The organism is Salmonella sp. NW1250, assembly GCF_051812965.1.
Classification (GTDB): domain Bacteria; phylum Pseudomonadota; class Gammaproteobacteria; order Enterobacterales; family Enterobacteriaceae; genus Salmonella; species Salmonella enterica.
Map to the genome: position 1 here is coordinate 1 of NZ_JAMNDD010000009.1, position 19,577 is coordinate 19,577.

Consider the following 19,577-nt stretch of genomic DNA (forward strand, 5'->3'; position numbering starts at 1 on the left):
TTTCGTCCGAGGACGTTAAGAATCCGTATCTTCGAGTGCCCACACAGATTGTCTGATAAATTGTTAAAGAGCAGTGCAACGCGGCTTTCGCTCACCGTTGCGAGGTGGCGTATATTACGCTTTCCTCTTTCAGAGTCAACCCTGAATTTCAGGATTTTTCTCTTCAACCGACCGGCTGTTTGTGTGAAGTGATTCACATCCGCCGTGTCGATGGAGGCGCATTATAGGGAGTCGGTTCAGGAAGACAAGCGGAAAAATGCATTTTTGTTTTAACCGCTCATCTTTTATCCATAACGCTTATTTTTGCTGCTTTTTTATCGCCGATGGCAGATCTGCAAGGCTGTTTAACACCCAGTCCGCCGCGTTTTCTGCTTCTGCCGTGACCGGTTTGCCCGTACGCACCAGCACTTTTGTCCCGACATTTGCCGCCGCCGCCGCCTGCATATCTTCCAGCTTGTCTCCCACCATATAAGAAGCCGCCATATCGATATGCAGGAAATCACGCGCCGAGATAAGCATTCCTGGATGCGGCTTGCGGCAATCACATACCTGACGGAACTCTTCTATACTGCCCTGCGGATGGTGAGGACAATAATAGATGCCGTCCAAATCAACATCGCGATCCGCCAACGACCAGTCCATCCATTCGGTTAACGTTTCAAACTGCGCCTCGGTGAATTTGCCGCGCGCGATTCCGGACTGGTTCGTCACCACCACCAGCGCATAGCCCATTTTTTTTAGCTCGCGCATCGCGTCAATAACACCGTCTATAAACTCAAATGCATCGATTTCATGTACGTAGCCGTGATCCACATTAATGGTGCCGTCACGGTCGAGAAAAATTGCGGGTACAGACTTTGCCACCTTTTATAGCTCCTGAGTAAAGCAAGTGGCGCTAGTATCGCATGTTTCAGCAGGCAAGAAAGTGCTCATCGTATAAAGCCTGATTGATTTAGACGTCTGGATGCCTTAACATCCATTCTGTTGACGGCGTTGACCGTATTAGACAGACGAAAATGCCACGGCTAACTTAATTACGATAATAAATAACCAATGATTAAACTTTCGAATATTACCAAAGTGTTCCAGCAGGGGACGCGCACCATTCAGGCGCTAAATAATGTCAGCCTGCACGTGCCTGCCGGGCAGATTTATGGCGTCATTGGCGCCTCCGGCGCCGGTAAAAGTACGCTTATCCGCTGCGTTAACTTACTTGAACGCCCAACCGAAGGTAGCGTTCAGGTCGGCGGTCAGGAGCTGACAACGCTTTCAGAGCCTGAGTTGACCAAAGCTCGCCGTCAAATCGGCATGATTTTCCAACATTTTAACCTGCTCTCTTCCCGTACCGTGTTTGGCAACGTCGCGTTGCCGCTGGAACTGGATAACACACCAAAGGAAGAGATCAAACACCGTGTCACAAAGCTGCTGGATTTAGTCGGTCTTGGCGACAAGCACGACAGCTATCCGGCAAATCTTTCCGGCGGTCAGAAACAGCGTGTCGCGATTGCCCGCGCGTTAGCCAGTAATCCAAAAGTGTTGCTGTGCGATGAAGCCACCAGCGCGCTTGATCCCGCGACGACCCGTTCGATTTTGGAATTGCTGAAAGATATCAACCGTCGTCTGGGGTTGACGATTCTGCTTATCACTCATGAAATGGATGTCGTGAAACGTATCTGCGACTGCGTTGCCGTCATCAGTAATGGCGAGCTTATTGAGCAGGATACGGTCAGCGAAGTCTTCTCGTACCCTAAAACGCCGCTGGCGCAGAAGTTTATTCAGTCCACTCTGCACCTGGACATTCCGGAAGATTACCAGGCGCGTTTGAAAGCGTCGCCGGAAACTGACAGCGTGCCGATGCTGCGCATGGAGTTCACCGGGCAGTCTGTGGATGCCCCGCTGCTTTCTGAAACCGCGCGTCGTTTCAACGTGAACAATAATATTATCAGCGCGCAGATGGATTACGCGGGCGGTGTGAAGTTCGGCATTATGCTAACGGAAATGCACGGCACACAAGAAGAGACGCAAGCCGCAATTGCCTGGCTGCAGGATCACCATGTGAAAGTAGAGGTACTGGGTTATGTCTGAGGCAATGATGTGGTTACTGGTTCGTGGCGTTTGGGAAACGCTGGCGATGACCTTTGTCTCCGGTTTCTTCGGTTTCGTGATTGGCCTGCCGGTTGGCGTATTGCTGTATGTTACGCGCCCGGGGCAGATTATGGAGAACGCCCGGCTGTATCGCTCCCTCTCTGCGGTGGTCAATATTTTCCGCTCGATTCCCTTTATCATCCTGCTGGTGTGGATGATTCCTTTTACCCGAATAATTGTCGGCACCTCCATTGGTTTGCAGGCCGCAATTGTACCGCTGACCGTCGGCGCCGCGCCTTTTATCGCCCGTATGGTGGAAAATGCGTTGTTAGAGATTCCTGCCGGGCTGATTGAAGCCTCGCGAGCGATGGGCGCCACGCCGCTGCAAATTGTACGTAAAATCCTTTTACCGGAAGCGCTGCCTGGTCTGGTGAATGCGGCAACCATTACACTGATCACCCTGGTCGGTTACTCCGCAATGGGCGGCGCCGTCGGCGCAGGCGGCCTCGGCCAAATCGGCTATCAGTACGGTTATATTGGATACAATGCTACCGTGATGAATACGGTGCTGGTATTACTCGTCGTTCTGGTTTATTTAATTCAGTTATCCGGCGATCGCATCGTCAGGGCTGTCACGCATAAGTAACGTTAAACACAACACAAATACTCATTAAGGAAATAAGCATGGCGTTCAAATTCAAAACCTTTGCGGCAGTGGGTGCTCTGATTGGTTCTCTGGCACTTGCGGGTTGCGGTCAGGATGAAAAAGATCCGAATCATATTAAAGTCGGCGTAATCGTTGGCGCAGAGCAGCAAGTTGCCGAAGTCGCGCAGAAAGTCGCGAAAGAAAAATACGGCCTGGACGTGGAATTGGTGACCTTTAATGATTATGTTCTGCCTAATGAAGCGCTGAGCAAAGGCGATATCGATGCCAATGCCTTCCAGCACAAACCGTATCTGGATCAGCAAATCAAAGATCGCGGCTACAAACTGGTTTCCGTTGGTAAGACTTTTGTCTATCCCATTGCAGGATATTCCAAAAAAATCAAATCTCTGGATGAGCTCAAGGACGGTTCCCAGGTCGCTGTGCCTAACGACCCGACCAACCTTGGTCGTTCCCTGTTGCTGCTGCAAAAAGTAGGGCTGATTAAACTGAAAGACGGCGTCGGTCTGCTTCCTACCTCGCTGGATATCGTCGAAAACCCGAAAAATCTGAAAATTGTTGAGCTGGAAGCGCCGCAGTTGCCGCGTTCGCTGGATGACGCGCAGATCGCGTTAGCGGTCATCAATACGACTTACGCCAGCCAGATTGGCCTGACGCCAGCGAAAGACGGTATCTTCGTTGAAGATAAAGATTCTCCGTACGTTAACCTGATCGTGACGCGTGAAGATAACAAAGACGCCGAGAATGTGAAAAAATTCGTTCAGGCTTACCAGTCTGATGAAGTGTACGAAGCCGCAAATAAAGTTTTTAATGGCGGTGCGGTGAAAGGCTGGTAAGTTTTAGGCTGATTCCACAATCTGTAATATTATTCAGGACGGGCTATTGCCCGTCTTGTCATTTATGCAAGCTCCTGATTCAATATCTGGCAATTAGAACATTCATTGAGGAAATATTATGCGTGCTTTACCGATCTGTTTATTGGCACTCATGCTGGGCGGTTGTTCCATGCTAAGCAGATCCCCTGTTGAACCCGTTCAAAGCACCGCAACCCCGCCAAAAGCGGAGCCGGAGAAACCTAAAGCGCCGCGTGCCGCTCCCGTCAGGATTTACACCAATGCTGAAGACTTAGTCGGCAAACCTTTCCGCGATCTTGGCGAGGTTAGCGGCGAATCCTGCCAGGCGACAAATCAAGACTCTCCGCCTAACATTCCAACTGCGCGCAAGCGTATGCAGATTAATGCATCTAAAATGAAAGCCAACGCCGTCCTGCTGCACAGCTGTGAAATTACCAGCGGCACGCCAGGCTGCTATCGTCAGGCGGTTTGTATCGGGTCCGCCCTGAATATTTCGGCGAAATGAGCAGCTTTCAGTTTGAACAAATCGGCGTTATTCGCTCCCCCTATAAAGAAAAATTCGCCGTTCCGCGCCAGCCTGGTCTGGTCAAAAGCGCCTGCGGCGAACTGCATCTGATAGCGCCTTACAACCAGGCCGATGCCGTTCGCGGCCTGGAAGCGTTCAGCCATTTGTGGGTGCTTTTCGTTTTTCATCAGACGATGGACGGCGGCTGGCGGCCAACAGTTCGTCCGCCCCGTCTTGGCGGTAACGCCAGAATGGGCGTTTTTGCCACGCGCTCCACGTTCCGCCCCAATCCGATTGGCATGTCGCTCGTTGCGCTAAAAGGTATCGAGTGCCGGAAAGAGAGCGTAATTCTGAAATTAGGCAGTCTGGATCTGGTGGATGGCACGCCGGTGGTGGATATCAAACCGTATTTACCGTTTGCCGAGGCCTTACCGGACGCCGCCGCCAGCTATGCGCAACAGGCGCCGATAGCTGAAATGCCCGTGAGTTTTACCGCTGAGGTGGCTCAACAGCTTACGACGCTGGAAAGGCGTTATCCGCAGCTACGGACATTTATTTGCGATGTGCTGGCGCAAGATCCTCGCCCGGCTTATCGTAAGGGTGAAGAGACGGGCAAAACCTATGCCGTCTGGCTGCATGATTTTAACGTGCGCTGGCGTGTGGTTAACACCGGATTTGAAGTGTTTGCGCTGGAACCACGGTAATTTCACGCCCTTCTCTTTTGACATCTCTTGCACGCTGGTAAACTAAATCACTTTTTTTGTATCAGGCTCACATTGAGCCTGTTCGATCGTTCAACTGGAACCGTAACAACATGCGTACTAGCCAATACCTGCTCTCCACTCTGAAGGAGACACCTGCCGACGCCGAGGTTATCAGCCACCAGCTGATGCTGCGCGCCGGGATGATCCGCAAGCTCGCCTCCGGGTTATATACCTGGCTGCCGACCGGCCTGCGCGTCCTGAAAAAAGTCGAAAACATCGTGCGTGAAGAGATGAACAACGCCGGTGCTATCGAGGTGTCGATGCCAGTCGTTCAGCCAGCCGACCTGTGGCAAGAGAGTGGTCGTTGGGAACAGTACGGTCCGGAACTGCTGCGTTTTGTCGACCGTGGCGAGCGTCCGTTCGTACTCGGCCCGACCCACGAAGAAGTTATCACCGATCTGGTGCGTAATGAACTCAGCTCTTATAAGCAGTTGCCGCTGAACTTCTTCCAAATCCAGACCAAATTCCGTGATGAAGTGCGTCCGCGCTTTGGCGTGATGCGTTCGCGCGAATTCCTGATGAAAGATGCTTACTCTTTCCATACCTCTCAGGAATCGTTGCAGGAAACCTATGACGCCATGTACGCCGCGTATAGCCGTATCTTCAGCCGTATGGGGTTGGATTTCCGCGCGGTACAGGCCGATACCGGTTCTATCGGCGGCAACGCCTCGCATGAATTCCAGGTGCTGGCGCAAAGCGGCGAAGACGATATCGTTTTCTCTGATGTTTCTGATTACGCGGCTAACATTGAACTGGCAGAAGCTATCGCGCCGCAAACGCCGCGCGCAGCGGCGACGCAGGAAATGACTCTGGTCGATACGCCAAATGCCAAAACCATCGCGGAGCTGGTGGAACAATTCAACCTGCCAATTGAAAACACGGTAAAAACGCTGCTGGTGAAAGCGGTGAAAGACAGCAAGTCTCCGCTGGTGGCTCTGCTGGTTCGCGGCGATCATGAACTGAATGAAGTTAAAGCGGAAAAACTGCCGCAGGTTGCCAGCCCGCTGACCTTCGCTACCGAAGAAGAGATTCGCGCCGTAATTAATGCCGGCCCTGGCTCCCTCGGCCCGGTCAATATGCCGATTCCGGTCATCATCGATCGTACCGTTGCCGCCATGAGCGATTTTGCCGCTGGCGCCAACATCGACGGTAAACACTACTTTGGTATTAACTGGGATCGCGATGTGGCGACGCCTGTTGTTGCCGACATCCGTAACGTAGTCGCCGGCGATCCGAGTCCGGATGGTCAGGGAACGTTGCTTATCAAACGCGGTATCGAAGTGGGTCACATCTTCCAGTTAGGTACCAAGTACTCAGAAGCGCTGAAAGCCTCCGTTCAGGGTGAAGATGGCCGTAACCAGATCCTGACAATGGGCTGCTATGGTATCGGCGTAACACGTGTCGTTGCCGCGGCTATCGAGCAGAACTTTGACGAGCGCGGCATTGTATGGCCTGACGCCATTGCGCCTTTCCAGGTCGCTATTCTGCCGATGAATATGCACAAATCCTTCCGTGTGCAGGAGCTGGCGGAAAAGCTGTACAGCGAATTGCGCGCGCAGGGCATTGAAGTGCTGATGGACGACCGTAAAGAGCGCCCGGGCGTGATGTTTGCCGATATGGAGCTGATTGGTATTCCACATACTATCGTGATTGGCGATCGCAACCTGGATAACGACGATATTGAGTATAAATACCGTCGCAGCGGTGAAAAATCGCTGATTAAAACCGGCGATATCGTTGATTATCTGGTCAAGGCGATTAAAGGCTAAACGACATTTTGTTGGCATTGCCCGGCGCCACCCGGCAGATATGTAAAGGCCTCGCACCCTGCGAGGCCTTTTATTAGTGAGTGCAATCTTTACCCGGCGCAAACTTCACATTTTTATCAGCTATTAGCGTTTTTACCGGCTCGCCCGTGTCCGGGTTCGCGGCAAACACAAAATGCCCTTCTACCGTCAGCAGCACCGGTTTTTCCGCTTCACCTTTCGCCGCCAGATAGCCGCGCTCAAGCTGGGCGTTACTGGCGACCGGCAGCCGTTTTCCGGTCGCGCAATCGGTAAAGGTCGCCGCATCGGCCCTGTATACATACATACCACGCAGCGGCATTGGCGTTACCGGCAGGCTGGCGGTAACAGGCACCAGCGTATAATTAAGCTGCGAAGCCACCGGATTGCCTTCTCTGTCGAGCATCTCCAGCGCATTGCCTTTCGCGCGATAATACGATTTCTCGCCATTGCTGTCGGTTAACACCAGTTTATCCGCCGTCCGCGCCCAGGTACCGTATGACGCAAAAGAGGAAGGTTCTTCGCGCACGCCCTGATAGCGCTCGTTCATCACCCATGTGCCGTCTTTTTCCAGAAACAGTGACGTTTCAATACCTTCACAATCCGCACAGGGCAGCACGCCGCGCCAGCTTTGCTGCATGGGTTTTAATTCCGCCGCCTGCGCAGGTTGCAGGGCGTCAACTTCCGCACGGTTATTACACCCTATCAATGCAAATAGCGTACAGGCTGCCGCTACTGACAATATTGCTGTTCTCACCATAAAATCCTTATGAAATTGCTATTCCTGCCCGTCAATCCAGTGGACGACGAACTTTGCCGCGAAGCGCCTTTACAGAAGATTTTTGCGCCTTTGAGGATAAGCGGCGCTCTTTCGAGGCACGCGTCGGACGGGTTGCGCGACGGCTTTTCTGCTCCGCGGTTAATTCTTTTATGACGGCAACCAGCCTGGCGATAGCCGCTTCCCGGTTGAGCTCCTGGCTCCGGAACTCCTGCGCCTTAATGATAATGACGCCATCATCGCTTATCAGATGGTGGCTGGCCGTCAGCAAACGCTGTTTATAATACTCTGGCAGGCCAGAGGCCCGAATGTCAAAGCGCAAATGAATCGCGCTAGAGGTCTTATTTACGTGCTGACCACCCGCGCCCTGCGCGCGAATGGCCGTAATTTCCAGCTCATTGTCGGCTATGGAGACCGTCCGGGAGATGGCAATCATGAGGGCTGTTGCCAGGCGGTTAGCTGTATTTCCAGATTATTCCGAGCATCAGAAAGCCAGATTGCGCCGTCCTGAATCGTCGCCTGTAGCGTCATGGTACGATCGGCAAATTCATTGAGCTGCGCCAGTTGCCCGTCATCCAGATACCAGACGGACAGGTTAGCGAACTGCGCGCACTTGCTTTGATGCTGCTGCCACCAGATTTGCGCCGCCCGGGAGTTATAAGCAAAGAGCGCGACGTCGCTCGCCTGAGTACAGGCTTTCTTAATACGGCGCTCATCCGGCAGCCCCAGCTCTATCCAGAGATCGATGCCCAGATGATCGTTACGCAGCCAGGCCTCCGGCTCATCTTCCGCGCTGAGCCCGCGTGTAAACTGCAACCGTTCATCAGCATATTTTATCCATGCCAACAGGCGCAGCATCATGCGCTCCTGCGTTTCAGAAGGGTGACGCGCCAGCGTCAATGCCGCATCCAGAAACCGGTTGCGATCAAGGTCAGCCACATTGACGACGGCTTTATAAATTGTCGCTTTAAGCGCCATGAGAAAACTCCTTTCGAATCAGGCGCCCATTGTAGCGAAAACCGCGCTAAAAGGCTGTTAACGAATCTTTTACCCACTCGCGTCAGGCGCTGATATTGCGCAAATGAGTATGGTATAGTCACCTTGCTAAACAAGATTTAACTTCGTAGGCTTAGACTTGCATCCACGGTTAAGTCAGAATGCTGACAGGAGGGCATGTGGAAAAATATTGTGAGTTAGTACGCAAGCGGTATGCGGAAATCGCCAGCGGAGACTTAGGGTATGTCCCGGATGCGCTGGGTTGTGTATTGAAAGTGCTTAATGAAGTGGCGGCAGATAGCGCCCTTTCAGAGTCGGTCAGGGAAAAGGCAGCTTATGCTGCCGCGAACTTACTGGTGAGCGATTATGTCAATGAATGAAACGTATCAACCCATTAATTGCGATGACTACGATAGTCTTGAGCTTGCCTGCATGCATCATTTAATACTGACGCTAACGTTAAAAGATGGCGAGGTTTTGCAGGCAAAAGCGAACGATTTGATCTTACGTAAAAACGTAGAATATCTGCTTGCCGAGGTTTCCGGCGAGTCTTGTGAGCTTCGTCTCGATAAAATCGCCAGTTTCAGCCACCCGGAAATTGGTACCGTGGTAGTTAGCGAATCCTGAGTATTTTGTTGCCGGATGGTGGTGCAAGCACCTTATCCGGCCTACGTTCCATGCGATACGTAGGCCCGATAAGCGCAGCGCCATCAGGCATGCCAAACCAGACTCACCCCTTCTTTATCTTCTGCTGCTCCCTCACGCGTCACAAAAACACCCGCAGCCGCAATCAGCGTTTCGCCGTAAAACAACAGCGGCGTGGTGTCTCGTCGCCAGGGCGGGATCCCCTGCTCCTGCCAGATTTTCTTTAACTTACGTCCACCGTTACGCCCGACAATATGTAATACGCCTGGCGCTTTAAACCGAATGCTGACGGATGCTTCCTCTCGCGGTCGGCGCAGTTCGCCGCCAGGAACGAGCTGTACCGTCCCTAAGCCGGCAGGCAGCGCCAGCGGTGTTTGCCAGACGGGCCAGACGACCGTCGTTTCGTGTTGTCCGGCCACGGTTTTAATCCACCACAGTTGCGACTGATAACGGCGAATCTCGTGATCGCCAAAGCGTAAACAGGGAGAGGCGTCGTCGCGCGCCAGCGCCACTTCCTGCCAGATACGTTCCAGCGCGTCGCGAGAGGGCATCGGCGCATTACGCATCGCCAGCCAGCGACGCAAAATCGCTGCCCGCCGTACATCGCTCATCAACATCAATGGAGAGAGCCGCAATGTTCCCTCCGCCGTGATACAGTCCGTAAGATCGCTGGCCAGAAGCTCATCCAGCAGCCTTTCTTGCTCGGCGCAGAGCGTCGCGCTACGGGCTACCGCCGCAGGAAAATGCGGCCAGCGCTGCTGTAAGAGCGGAAGCGCGCGCAGGCGTAAAAAATTGCGATCGTAGGCGTCATCCTGATTGCTTTCATCTTCAATCCAGCATAAGCCATGACGCACAGCCCACTGTTCCAGCGTCTTCCGCGTTTCTCTCAACAGCGGACGAAGAAGCAGAGTTCCGGCAAAAGGCGAGCGTTCTCCCATCGCGGAAAGTCCGGCCGGACCGCTGCCGCGCTTTAACGCCAGCAGGAATGTTTCACACTGATCGTCAAGGTGCTGCGCGGTTGCCAGCACTTCGCCAGGCAATAGCGTCTGTGCGAACGCCCGGTAGCGCGCTTCACGCGCATGGGCCTCGATACCCAGGCCATTATCTGCCAGCGTCACCCGCTCCACTACCAGCGGAACCTGCCAGCGTTCGCATACGGTTTCGCAATGCCGCACCCAGCTATCAGCATGAGGGCTTAAACCGTGATGAATATGGATAGCACGCAGCGTAACGTCAGGGTGGCGTTCTCGCCACAACACCAGTTGATGCAGAAGCACCGTAGAATCCAGGCCGCCGCTAAAGGCAGCCAGAATACGGCGAGAAGAGAGTAACGAGGTATTCAACGTGAGAGTGGTCATGATCCATGCTTATAGTGACTTAGCCCGGCAACGTTACCTGGCGAGCGTCTTAATGACAAGCCTTACTGCTCATACAGCTCAAGCGGTAAACCGTCCGGATCGTTGAAAAAAGTAAAGCGCTTCCCGGTATACGGATCGATGCGTATCGGTTCGCACTTAACCTGATGCTTTTCCAGATGCGCAACGGCGTTTTCCACATTTTCCACGCTGAAAGCCAGATGGCGCAGGCCGCAGGCTTCAGGTCGGCTTGGACGCGCCGGAGGGAAGGGAAAAGAGAAAAGCTCAATCACATACTGCCCGTTTAGTGCCAAATCGCCCTTCCACGAGTCACGCTCTTCCCGCCAGACTTCGCTTAGCAGATCGAACCCCAGAATATCGCAATAAAACGCCTTGCTCACCGCATAGTCTGTCGCAATGATCGCGATGTGATGAACCTGTTTTAATCCCAGCATAGCGTCTCCTTTATTGATTATCAGTACGTTACTCGTCACATTCCCGTCAGGCAAGCTAACAGGCGTGTTTTAAGACTCGTACCTGGTACACCCCGTCTTCATTCCGTTTCGCACCGTGAATATCCGTTTCAAAACCGGGATAATGCTGGCCAATCGAGCAGAGCATCAGCAGAAAATCGAGCACGGCCCGACTCTGTTGCGTGATCCTCTCGCCGGGCATCAACAGCGGAACGCCTGGCGGATAAGGCAGGATCATATTCGCGGAAACGCGCCCTGGCAGTTGATCGAGCGCCACGGTTTCCACCTCGCCTTTGATCTGACGCTGCCAGGCCTGGTGCGGGGTCATGATCATCTCCGGTAAAACCTCGAACGCCCGCAGCATCAGCCCCGGAAGATCGTGCTGGCGGATCAGTTTATGTATCCCCTGCGCCAGATCCTGAATGCGCATATTGCGATAAAAATCCGGATCTTCCGCATACAGATCCGGCAACATATTTTTGACGCGCAGGTTAAGATCGTAGGCCCGTTTAAATTCTGTCAGTCCGCGCAGCAGCCCCATCGCACGGGTCTTATCAATCCCTATGCTGAACAAAAACAGCAGATTATACGGCCCGGTTTTTTCCACCACCACGCCTCGCTCATCGAGGAACTTCGCCACCAGCGCGGCGGGTATCCCCTCTTCGCTCATGTTGCCCTGTTCATCCATCCCCGGCGTCAGGATTGTCACCTTAACCGGATCGAGAAACATATGATCGTCATCGGCATCGGCGAAGCCATGCCAGGTTTCTCCCGGCGTGACCGGCCAGCATTCGGCCTCATCAACCTCTTCCGGCTGCCAGATATCAAAGAACCAGCTATCGGACTCTTCACGTAGCCGCTGTACCTCTTTACGAAAATGGAGCGCCCGCTCCACCGAACGATTAATCAATCTTTTCCCTGGATTGCCGCGCAGCATCGCCGCCGCGGTCTCGATAGAGGCGACAATGGGATAGCTCGGCGATGTGGAAGTGTGCATCATAAACGCTTCGTTAAACGTCTCTTCGTCATATTCCCCTTTGATATGAATAAGCGACGCCTGCGAAAAAGCCGCCAGCATTTTATGGGTGGATTGCGTTTCGAAAATCACTTTTCCGGGCACCCGATCGCCGCTCATCCCGCTTTTCCCCTGGTAGATCGGATGGAAATGGGTATAGGGTACCCAGGCGGAATCAAAATGGATCGAGGGAACGTCCAGCATCTGCTTGATCCAGTTAGTGTTATACAGCAGACCATCGTAAGTAGAATTGGTGATAACCGCATGAACCGGCCATTGCGCCTGCGCGGTTTCCGCCACCTTACGCGCAATGCTGTCGCGGGTAAATTCACGCTTAGGAATACCGCCGAGAATACCGAGCGCATTGCGCGTCGGCTTCAACCAGAGAGGCACCACATCGCTCATCATCAGCAAATGCGCCAGCGATTTATGACAATTACGATCAATGAGTAGCGTACTTCCCGCAGGCGCGGCATACATACCGACAATTTTATTCGAGGTCGACGTACCGTTCGTCACCATATAGCTCTGCTCGGCGCCAAAAGTACGGGCGATATACTCTTCCGCTTCCAGATGCGGCCCGGTGTGATCCAGCAGAGATCCCAGTTCAGTCACCGAAATCGACACATCGGCCTTTAAGGTATTGCCGCCAAAAAAGTCATAAAACAGACAGCCTGGCGGGCTTTTCTGATACGCCGTTCCCGCCATATGACCCGGCGTACAAAAGGTATATTTTCCTTCTTTGGCGTAGGTAAACAGCGCTTTGGTAAACGGCGGCGTAATATTATCGAGATATTCGTTTGTATATTGATGAATGCGCGTCGCGATATCTTCAGCCAGCCCCAATGCATACTCAAAAAACCACAGCGCCATGCGCATATCGTGAACGCTAACGTCCAGCGTGGAGTTGGTATTGATAAAGGCGTAGAGGGGAAGGTATTCATTTAGCTGGTTGATTTCGCTACAAAGGTCGAGACTGTATTCATCCCAGTCAAAAATAACGCCGCAGATGCGCGGGTTATGTTCAATAAACTTCAACAAGTCAACGCTATTTTGCGGCCAGATAATTTGAAATCCCAGGGATTGTAATGCACGCTCAAGCTCCTTGATGGGTTCATCTTTATAATAAACCCCGTGCGGCCCCATAATGGCGATGATGTTCATGCTTTCTCCTGAAAAAACCTGAGATAAGCATAGTAACAATCCTGCCGATGCAAAGCACCGACAGGATTTATCTTATTACAATGCGTTCCATGCATCGGCCCAGGCAATCCCTACGCCGGGCTCATAGTAGGCAGGCGCAACATTACACCATGAGCCTTCCGGGAACGGTTTGCACTGGTACAATGCGCCATTACTGTTAACGATGTCGCCCGGATTCCATTTCTGGCTGCTGCTCCAGGCAGGATAGCTGGTGGTCTTATCTTCGTCATCCGCAGCGGCGGCCTTCGCTTTCACATTCAGCGTATAAACCGCTGTACTGGAGAGCGTACCGTCGCTAACGGTCAGATTCACCACATACTGGGTGTTCTGAGTGACATCCGGCGCGTTGAAAATCACAACGGCTTTATCCTGGCCGCTCAGCGTTTTGCCATCCTGCGACATCCAGGTATAGGTGAGCTTGTCGCCATTCGCGTCGGTCGATCCTTCCGCGCTGAGTGAAACCGGGCTACCGGCTTCCACCGCCCCGACCGGCCCGGCAATGCGCGCGACTGGCGCCACGTTTTCATCCGTCACTGGCGCCGGAGTTGGCGTGACATCCGGTTCAGTGGTTCCGTTATCATCGACGACATTAACGTTGAAATAATGCTGTACACATTTCGTGTAGTCACCCTCTTTAAAGGCGGTATACGGCGTCTGATATCCCACTAACTGGCAGGAATAGGTTTTACCGTCCGCAGTATCGGCGCTCCAGCCCCAGTCTTGTTCCCAATAGATCGGTAACGCGCCAGCGCCGCCTTCATCGAACTGCTTCATCTTTTTACAGCCCAACACTTCGTCCGCCGGCACCGGCACTTTCAGGTAGTTGGCAAACTCTTTGTAGTAGGCGATGCGGTTAAGCGACTGCGCATTCTCATCTGCGCCGCCGCACTCCACGCCGCCATTGATGATTTGAATGGTGACGCCGAAACCTGATACCAGGCCGTTTGCTTTATCGCGATCGTTTGGCTGCCAGGTACCGTCAATCACATGTAGCATAGACGGCTTCGGCGGCTGCGGATACACAAAGAAGAAGACGGCGCTCGCCAGGTTCATCCAGGTATCCGCCACCAGCTCGGGTTTATCCAGCAGAGGGCGAACGTCGCCATACATCGCGTCAGAGAAAGGCCCATAGTTGTAGTTATAAGAAAGCTGTTTTGCCCCGCGACCAAAATAGCTGAGGAAATCGCCGTCCTTATCTTTACCGCACGGCCAGGTCTGGCCCTGCCATACATCCGGGTTACATTCGCCGTTGTAGCCGCCTTTCTGCCCTTCTGTCCAGCCGACTTCGCGCAGATAGACCAGCGCCTGACGCCATTCCGGAATGTCACGCCAGCTTTCGTGACCGCCCGTCTCCTGGGCAAAATGCGCAAACATAGTAGCCAGGGTTTTACGGCAGATAGCGTCGCTATCGCGTCCATCGGTGTAGGTACCACAAACCGCCGGGAATTTACCTATCGCTTTCAGGAAGTTAGAGTAAGTGTATTCCGGCGCGCGCATCGGGAACAGATAATCCCAGTCGGCCTCTTTCAGAATACTTTCAACGCGTCTTACGTTTGCCGGGTTAGCGGCGCGCCCCGGTTCGATTTGTTCGACCGCGCTGTTATCCAACGTCTGGATAGAGGATTTCACGGCCTCCATTAACGGAAAATCCGTCAGCGCTTTCTCTTTCGCCGCCAGATCGCTGGCGTTGATGGTCATTGGCTCACTACTGCTAAGCAGCGGTGCGGCCTGCGCACCGGATAAGCTCAACATGATTCCTGCCGCCACGGCGCTGAGCGCCAGTGTTTTTTGCAATCCCATAATTTTCTCCTTGAAGGGTAGTTCACTGCCTGCCCTGGCCACACGCCTGGCAGTTGCTACAGTGTCAGGGAGAACATGCCGTTGCGTTTAATCACATCAACTCATCGGCGTCTCATTTTTCCTCGTCCAAAAAAAAGAGGCCGGATTATCCGGCCTCCTGGGAAAAATGAGGTAAATGATTAGGCGTAACCGTAGCTCATCAAACGCTGGTAACGACGGTTTTTTAAATCATCGGTGCTTAACACATCGAGATCGGCTAAATCTTCCAGCAGCTGCGCTTTTAGCGATGCCGCCATCGCTTCCGGATTACGGTGCGCGCCGCCCAGCGGCTCCGGAATGATGGAATCGATGAGCTTCAGCTCTTTCAGACGCGGCGCGATGATGCCCATCGCTTCAGCAGCCAATGGCGCTTTGTCGGCGCTCTTCCACAAAATAGAGGCGCAACCTTCCGGGGAGATAACGGAATAGGTGCTGTATTGCAGCATATTCACTTTATCACCCACGCCAATCGCCAATGCGCCGCCGGAGCCGCCTTCGCCAATCACGGTGCAGATGACCGGTACGTTCAGACGAGACATCTCACGCAGGTTGCGGGCGATAGCTTCAGACTGACCACGCTCTTCCGCGCCCACGCCAGGGTAAGCGCCCGGGGTGTCGATGAAGGTGATAATCGGCATGTTGAAGCGTTCAGCCATTTCCATCAGGCGCAGCGCTTTGCGGTAGCCTTCCGGCGCTGGCATGCCAAAGTTACGACGAATTTTTTCTTTGGTTTCACGACCTTTCTGATGACCAATGATCATCACCGGCCGCCCTTCCAGACGCGCGATACCGCCGACGATGGCTTTGTCATCAGCATAGGCGCGATCGCCCGCCAGCTCATCAAACTCATCAAACGCCAGACGGACATAATCCAGGGTGTACGGACGCTGCGGATGGCGCGCCAGTTGGGCTACCTGCCATGCGCCGAGATCGGCGAAGATTTTGCGCGTCAGTTCTACGCTTTTTTCGCGCAGGCGATGGACTTCTTCATCGATATTAATATCCAGTTTCTCATCCTGGCGGCTTACCGCAGTCAGAGAATCGATTTTCGCTTCCAGCTCTGCTATCGGCTGTTCAAAATCAAGGAAATTCAGACTCATAGTATTCCTGTATTAGTCAAACTCCAGTTCCACCTGCTCCGAACCAATGAGGCCACGCAGATCGTTAAGTAAACGATCGCTCGGAGAGACACGCCACGTTGCGCCAAAACGCAGCCGCGCACGCGCATCCGCCCTCTGATAGTAGAGATGTACTGGAATGGTCCCCGAGCGGTGGGGTTCCAGAGACTGACGGAGTCGGTTTAAAAGCTGGTCATCAATTTGCCTGTCCGTCAGCGAGATAGCAAGCCCGCGAGCGTATTTTTCGCGAGCTTCGTCAATATCCATCACTTCGCGGGCGGTCATTTTAAGCCCCCCGCTGAAGTCATCAAAGCTGACCTGTCCGCTGACGATAAGTATGCGGTCTTTTTCCAGCAACTGCTGGTATTTATCCAGCGCGTCGGTAAATAACATCACTTCCAGACGCCCGGAACGGTCATCCAGCGTACAGATGCCGATACGATTGCCGCGCTTGGTGACCATAACCCTTGCGGCAATCACGAGCCCCGCAGCCGTGGTGACTTTACCACGTTCTGTCGGATGCATGTCTTTGAGCCTTACCCCGCCGACATAGCGCTCAATTTCTTTTAAATACTGATTGATGGGGTGGCCCGTCAGGTACAGCCCCAACGTTTCACGTTCCCCATCTAACACCACCTGCTCCGGCCACGGCTGGCAGCTGGCATAGGATTGTTCGATTTGCTCCGGCTCTTCCGCCAGCACGCCGAACATATCCGCCTGACCGATAGCTTCCGCTTTAGCGTGCTGGTCGGCGGCTTTCAGCGCATCGCCCAATGAGTTCATCAGCGCGGCGCGGTGCGGCCCCAGGCGGTCGAACGCCCCGGACATGATCAGCTTTTCCAGCACCCGGCGGTTGAGCTTTTTGGTGTCGGTCCGCGCGCACAGATCAAACAGTTCGCGGAAATAGCCGCCCTGATTACGCGCGTCGATGATCGCTTCGATCGGCCCTTCGCCGACGCCTTTGATCGCGCCGATGCCGTAGACGATCTCGCCCTCATCGTTAACGTGGAAATGGTACAATCCGGAGTTAATATCCGGCGGCAGAATTTTCAGTCCCATCCGCCAGCACTCGTCCACCAGGCCGACGACCTTCTCGGTGTTATCCATATCGGCAGTCATCACCGCCGCCATAAATTCAGCCGGATAGTGCGCCTTTAGCCATAGCGTCTGGTAAGAAACCAGCGCATAAGCGGCGGAGTGCGATTTGTTAAACCCGTAACCGGCGAATTTCTCCACCAGGTCAAAGATTTTCATCGCCAGTTCGCCGTCGATACCGTTCTTTTTCGCGCCCTCTTCAAAAACGGAACGCTGTTTGGCCATCTCCTCCGGCTTTTTCTTACCCATCGCACGACGCAGCATATCCGCGCCGCCGAGAGTATACCCGGAAAGTACCTGGGCAATCTGCATCACCTGTTCCTGATACAGAATGATGCCGTAGGTCGGCTCCAGTACCGGCTTCAGGCTTTCATGCTGCCACTGAACGTCCGGGTAAGAGAGTTCTTCACGACCGTGCTTACGGTCGATAAAGTTATCTACCATCCCTGACTGCAACGGGCCGGGACGGAACAGGGCCACCAGTGCGATCATATCTTCAAAGCAGTCTGGCTGCAGACGTTTGATCAGATCTTTCATGCCGCGCGATTCAAGCTGGAAGACCGCCGTGGTTTCCGAGCGCTGCAGCATGTCGAAGCTTTTTTTATCGTCCAGCGGAATGGCGGCGATATCCAGCGGCGGCTCGCCGTTTTTCTCGCGCCGCTTGTTGATCATCTCCAGCGCCCAGTTGATGATGGTCAGCGTACGCAAGCCGAGGAAGTCGAACTTCACCAGCCCGGCATATTCCACGTCGCTTTTATCAAACTGGGTAACCGGATGCTTGCCCTCTTCATCGCAGTACAGCGGCGCAAAGTCGGTAATTTTGGTCGGCGCGATGACCACGCCGCCAGCGTGCTTACCGGCGTTACGCGTGACACCTTCGAGCTTACGCGCCATATCGATCAGCGCTCTGACCTCTTCGTCCGCCTCGTAAATTTCCGGCAGTTGCGGTTCCGCTTCAAAGGCTTTTGCCAGCGTCATGCCCGGATCGGGCGGCACCAGCTTCGAGATACGATCGACAAAACCGTACGGATGCCCCAGCACGCGGCCCACATCGCGGATAACGGCTTTCGCCGCCATCGTACCGAAGGTGATAATCTGCGATACCGCATCACGCCCGTACATGTCTGCGACGTGCTCAATCACCTGGTCGCGTTTCTCCATACAGAAGTCGACGTCGAAGTCAGGCATCGAGACACGTTCCGGGTTCAGGAAACGTTCGAACAGCAGGTCAAATTCCAGCGGATCAAGGTCGGTAATTTTCAGCGCGTAGGCCACCAACGAACCGGCCCCGGAACCACGTCCCGGCCCTACCGGCACGCCGTTATCTTTTGACCACTGGATAAACTCCATCACGATGAGGAAGTAGCCAGGGAACCCCATCTGGTTGATAACCTGTAGTTCAATATCCAGACGCTCGTCATATTCCGGGCGACGCTTTTTGCGCTCTTCTTCGTCCGGAAACAGGAAAGCCAGACGCTCTTCCAGCCCCTCTTTCGCTTTTTTGACCAGATAATCTTCGGTGGTCATATCGCCGGTCGGGAACTGCGGCAGGAAATATTCACCCAGACGCACCGTTACGTTGCAGCGTTTGGCAATCTCCACCGTATTTTCCAGCGCCTCCGGAATATCGGAGAACAGCTCGCACATTTCTTCTTCACTGCGCATATACTGCTGCGGTGAATAATTGCGTGGACGTTTAGGATCGTCGAGCGTGAAACCGTCGTGGATCGCGACACGAATTTCATGGGCGTCAAAATCATCGCTTTCAAGAAAACGGACATCGTTTGTCGCGACAACCGGCAAACCACGTGCCTCAGCCAGCTCAACCGCAGCATGGAGATAGGTCTCTTCATCCTGTCTGCCGGTACGGATCAGTTCCAGGAAGTAGCGTTCGGGAAAATGCGCTTCATAGAAAGCAACGCACTCCTCCACCAGCGCCTGGTTGCCGCGTAGCAGACAGCGGCCTACGTCGCCCATGCGCCCGCCGGAAAGCAGGATCAAACCTTCTTTAAGCTCTACCAGCCAGTCGCGCTCAATAATCGGGCCTGCCGCGCCGTAGCCGCGCTGATACGCTTTCGAGATCAGCAACGTCAGGTTCTGGTATCCCGTATTATTCGCCGCCAGTACCGTCAGATGAGTCAGCTCATCTCCCAGCAGTTCGTTGTGAACATTAAAGTCCGCCCCGACGATGGGTTTAATGCCCGCGCCATGACCCGCTCCGTAGAACTTCACCAGACCGCAGAGGTTGGTAAAATCGGTGATCGCCAGCGCAGGCATACCTAATGAGGCCGCCTTTTTCACCAGCGGCCCGGTCTTCGCCAGCCCATCGATCATAGAGTAGTCGCTGTGCACCCGCAGGTGAACGAAACGTGGTTCAGACATCTTCAGATTTCTCGATACAAGA

18 protein-coding genes are annotated in these 19,577 nt (G+C 53.7%); 8 read left to right on the forward strand and 10 right to left on the reverse strand.

The features are described from left to right. Positions 1–297: 297 nt before the first annotated feature. Complete coding sequence (gene gmhB / locus NBA72_RS15885) at positions 298–864, reverse strand: D-glycero-beta-D-manno-heptose 1,7-bisphosphate 7-phosphatase (RefSeq protein WP_001140158.1); 567 nt, start codon at positions 862–864, stop codon at positions 298–300. A 189-nt stretch (positions 865–1,053) separates the two neighbouring features. On the opposite strand from gmhB, the gene metN reads away from it, so the two are divergent. From metN to proS, 6 genes are all read left to right on the forward strand, one after another. Then, positions 1,054–2,085, forward strand: coding sequence for a methionine ABC transporter ATP-binding protein MetN (metN, locus tag NBA72_RS15890; RefSeq protein ID WP_042947521.1), 1,032 nt, complete (start codon positions 1,054–1,056; stop codon positions 2,083–2,085). Then, positions 2,078–2,731 (forward strand): methionine ABC transporter permease MetI, encoded by a 654-nt coding sequence (locus NBA72_RS15895; RefSeq protein ID WP_001287486.1) that lies wholly within the window; start codon positions 2,078–2,080, stop codon positions 2,729–2,731. The genes metN and NBA72_RS15895 overlap by 8 nt, the downstream gene beginning before the upstream one ends. A gap of 38 nt (positions 2,732–2,769) precedes the next feature. Continuing rightward, a complete protein-coding gene (gene metQ / locus NBA72_RS15900; RefSeq protein WP_000874215.1) occupies positions 2,770–3,585 on the forward strand; it encodes a methionine ABC transporter substrate-binding lipoprotein MetQ in 816 nt (271 codons plus the stop codon). A 118-nt stretch (positions 3,586–3,703) separates the two neighbouring features. Next, positions 3,704–4,108, forward strand: coding sequence for an Rcs stress response system protein RcsF (rcsF, locus tag NBA72_RS15905; RefSeq protein ID WP_001202315.1), 405 nt, complete (start codon positions 3,704–3,706; stop codon positions 4,106–4,108). After that, positions 4,105–4,812 (forward strand): tRNA (N6-threonylcarbamoyladenosine(37)-N6)-methyltransferase TrmO, encoded by a 708-nt coding sequence (gene tsaA / locus NBA72_RS15910; RefSeq protein WP_000093988.1) that lies wholly within the window; start codon positions 4,105–4,107, stop codon positions 4,810–4,812. Before rcsF ends, tsaA begins: the two co-directional genes overlap by 4 nt. A 110-nt stretch (positions 4,813–4,922) precedes the next feature. Continuing rightward, positions 4,923–6,641, forward strand: a complete 1,719-nt coding sequence (proS, locus tag NBA72_RS15915) for a proline--tRNA ligase (protein WP_042947527.1) — start codon at positions 4,923–4,925, stop codon at positions 6,639–6,641. Positions 6,642–6,714: 73 nt separating this feature from the next. On the opposite strand, the gene nlpE is transcribed toward proS, so the two are convergent. The 3 genes from nlpE to NBA72_RS15930 are packed head-to-tail and all read right to left on the reverse strand — an operon-like array spanning position 6,715 to position 8,412. Continuing rightward, on the reverse strand, positions 6,715–7,416 hold the full coding sequence (nlpE, locus tag NBA72_RS15920) for an envelope stress response activation lipoprotein NlpE (RefSeq protein ID WP_000252574.1): 702 nt from the start codon (positions 7,414–7,416) through the stop codon (positions 6,715–6,717). Between the two features lie 31 nt (positions 7,417–7,447). Continuing rightward, positions 7,448–7,870 (reverse strand): alternative ribosome rescue aminoacyl-tRNA hydrolase ArfB, encoded by a 423-nt coding sequence (gene arfB / locus NBA72_RS15925; RefSeq protein ID WP_000560527.1) that lies wholly within the window; start codon positions 7,868–7,870, stop codon positions 7,448–7,450. Beyond that, the gene (locus NBA72_RS15930) at positions 7,867–8,412 is read right to left on the reverse strand and encodes a YaeQ family protein (protein ID WP_042947531.1); all 546 of its coding nucleotides are present in this window, start codon (positions 8,410–8,412) and stop codon (positions 7,867–7,869) included. The genes arfB and NBA72_RS15930 overlap by 4 nt, the downstream gene beginning before the upstream one ends. A 197-nt stretch (positions 8,413–8,609) precedes the next feature. On the opposite strand from NBA72_RS15930, the gene NBA72_RS15935 reads away from it, so the two are divergent. Together NBA72_RS15935 and rof are read left to right on the forward strand one after the other, a co-directional pair. Next, on the forward strand, positions 8,610–8,810 hold the full coding sequence (locus NBA72_RS15935; protein ID WP_001518678.1) for a YaeP family protein: 201 nt from the start codon (positions 8,610–8,612) through the stop codon (positions 8,808–8,810). Next, complete coding sequence (gene rof / locus NBA72_RS15940) at positions 8,797–9,057, forward strand: Rho-binding antiterminator (protein ID WP_000062330.1); 261 nt, start codon at positions 8,797–8,799, stop codon at positions 9,055–9,057. Before NBA72_RS15935 ends, rof begins: the two co-directional genes overlap by 14 nt. Positions 9,058–9,140: 83 nt before the next feature. Here the strand turns inward: rof and tilS are convergent, their stop codons facing one another. From tilS to dnaE, 6 genes are all read right to left on the reverse strand, one after another. Further along, complete coding sequence (gene tilS, locus NBA72_RS15945) at positions 9,141–10,433, reverse strand: tRNA lysidine(34) synthetase TilS (RefSeq protein WP_042947535.1); 1,293 nt, start codon at positions 10,431–10,433, stop codon at positions 9,141–9,143. Positions 10,434–10,495: 62 nt separating this feature from the next. Then, a complete protein-coding gene (locus tag NBA72_RS15950) occupies positions 10,496–10,885 on the reverse strand; it encodes a VOC family protein (protein WP_000901088.1) in 390 nt (129 codons plus the stop codon). A gap of 55 nt (positions 10,886–10,940) precedes the next feature. Next, positions 10,941–13,082, reverse strand: coding sequence for a lysine decarboxylase LdcC (gene ldcC / locus NBA72_RS15955; protein WP_001021042.1), 2,142 nt, complete (start codon positions 13,080–13,082; stop codon positions 10,941–10,943). A 75-nt stretch (positions 13,083–13,157) separates the two neighbouring features. Beyond that, entirely contained in the window at positions 13,158–14,921 is a 1,764-nt protein-coding gene (locus NBA72_RS15960) for a chitinase (RefSeq protein WP_042947538.1), read from the reverse strand. Between the two features lie 179 nt (positions 14,922–15,100). Continuing rightward, positions 15,101–16,060 (reverse strand): acetyl-CoA carboxylase carboxyl transferase subunit alpha, encoded by a 960-nt coding sequence (gene accA / locus NBA72_RS15965; protein ID WP_000055753.1) that lies wholly within the window; start codon positions 16,058–16,060, stop codon positions 15,101–15,103. Positions 16,061–16,072: 12 nt separating this feature from the next. Beyond that, complete coding sequence (gene dnaE / locus NBA72_RS15970) at positions 16,073–19,555, reverse strand: DNA polymerase III subunit alpha (protein WP_001294834.1); 3,483 nt, start codon at positions 19,553–19,555, stop codon at positions 16,073–16,075. Positions 19,556–19,577: the final 22 nt, after the last annotated feature.

What these genes read in the sequence shown, in the direction of transcription:
- metN (WP_042947521.1), top strand. Translation starts at nt 1,054, where the DNA reads ATGATTAAACTTTCGAATATTACCAAAGTGTTCCAGCAGGGGACGCGC.
- NBA72_RS15895 (WP_001287486.1), top strand. Translation starts at nt 2,078, where the DNA reads ATGTCTGAGGCAATGATGTGGTTACTGGTTCGTGGCGTTTGGGAAACG.
- metQ (WP_000874215.1), top strand. Translation starts at nt 2,770, where the DNA reads ATGGCGTTCAAATTCAAAACCTTTGCGGCAGTGGGTGCTCTGATTGGT.
- rcsF (WP_001202315.1), top strand. Translation starts at nt 3,704, where the DNA reads ATGCGTGCTTTACCGATCTGTTTATTGGCACTCATGCTGGGCGGTTGT.
- tsaA (WP_000093988.1), top strand. Translation starts at nt 4,105, where the DNA reads ATGAGCAGCTTTCAGTTTGAACAAATCGGCGTTATTCGCTCCCCCTAT.
- proS (WP_042947527.1), top strand. Translation starts at nt 4,923, where the DNA reads ATGCGTACTAGCCAATACCTGCTCTCCACTCTGAAGGAGACACCTGCC.
- nlpE (WP_000252574.1), bottom strand. Translation starts at nt 7,416, where the DNA reads ATGGTGAGAACAGCAATATTGTCAGTAGCGGCAGCCTGTACGCTATTT.
- arfB (WP_000560527.1), bottom strand. Translation starts at nt 7,870, where the DNA reads ATGATTGCCATCTCCCGGACGGTCTCCATAGCCGACAATGAGCTGGAA.
- NBA72_RS15930 (WP_042947531.1), bottom strand. Translation starts at nt 8,412, where the DNA reads ATGGCGCTTAAAGCGACAATTTATAAAGCCGTCGTCAATGTGGCTGAC.
- rof (WP_000062330.1), top strand. Translation starts at nt 8,797, where the DNA reads ATGTCAATGAATGAAACGTATCAACCCATTAATTGCGATGACTACGAT.
- tilS (WP_042947535.1), bottom strand. Translation starts at nt 10,433, where the DNA reads ATGACCACTCTCACGTTGAATACCTCGTTACTCTCTTCTCGCCGTATT.
- NBA72_RS15950 (WP_000901088.1), bottom strand. Translation starts at nt 10,885, where the DNA reads ATGCTGGGATTAAAACAGGTTCATCACATCGCGATCATTGCGACAGAC.
- ldcC (WP_001021042.1), bottom strand. Translation starts at nt 13,082, where the DNA reads ATGAACATCATCGCCATTATGGGGCCGCACGGGGTTTATTATAAAGAT.
- NBA72_RS15960 (WP_042947538.1), bottom strand. Translation starts at nt 14,921, where the DNA reads ATGGGATTGCAAAAAACACTGGCGCTCAGCGCCGTGGCGGCAGGAATC.
- accA (WP_000055753.1), bottom strand. Translation starts at nt 16,060, where the DNA reads ATGAGTCTGAATTTCCTTGATTTTGAACAGCCGATAGCAGAGCTGGAA.
- dnaE (WP_001294834.1), bottom strand. Translation starts at nt 19,555, where the DNA reads ATGTCTGAACCACGTTTCGTTCACCTGCGGGTGCACAGCGACTACTCT.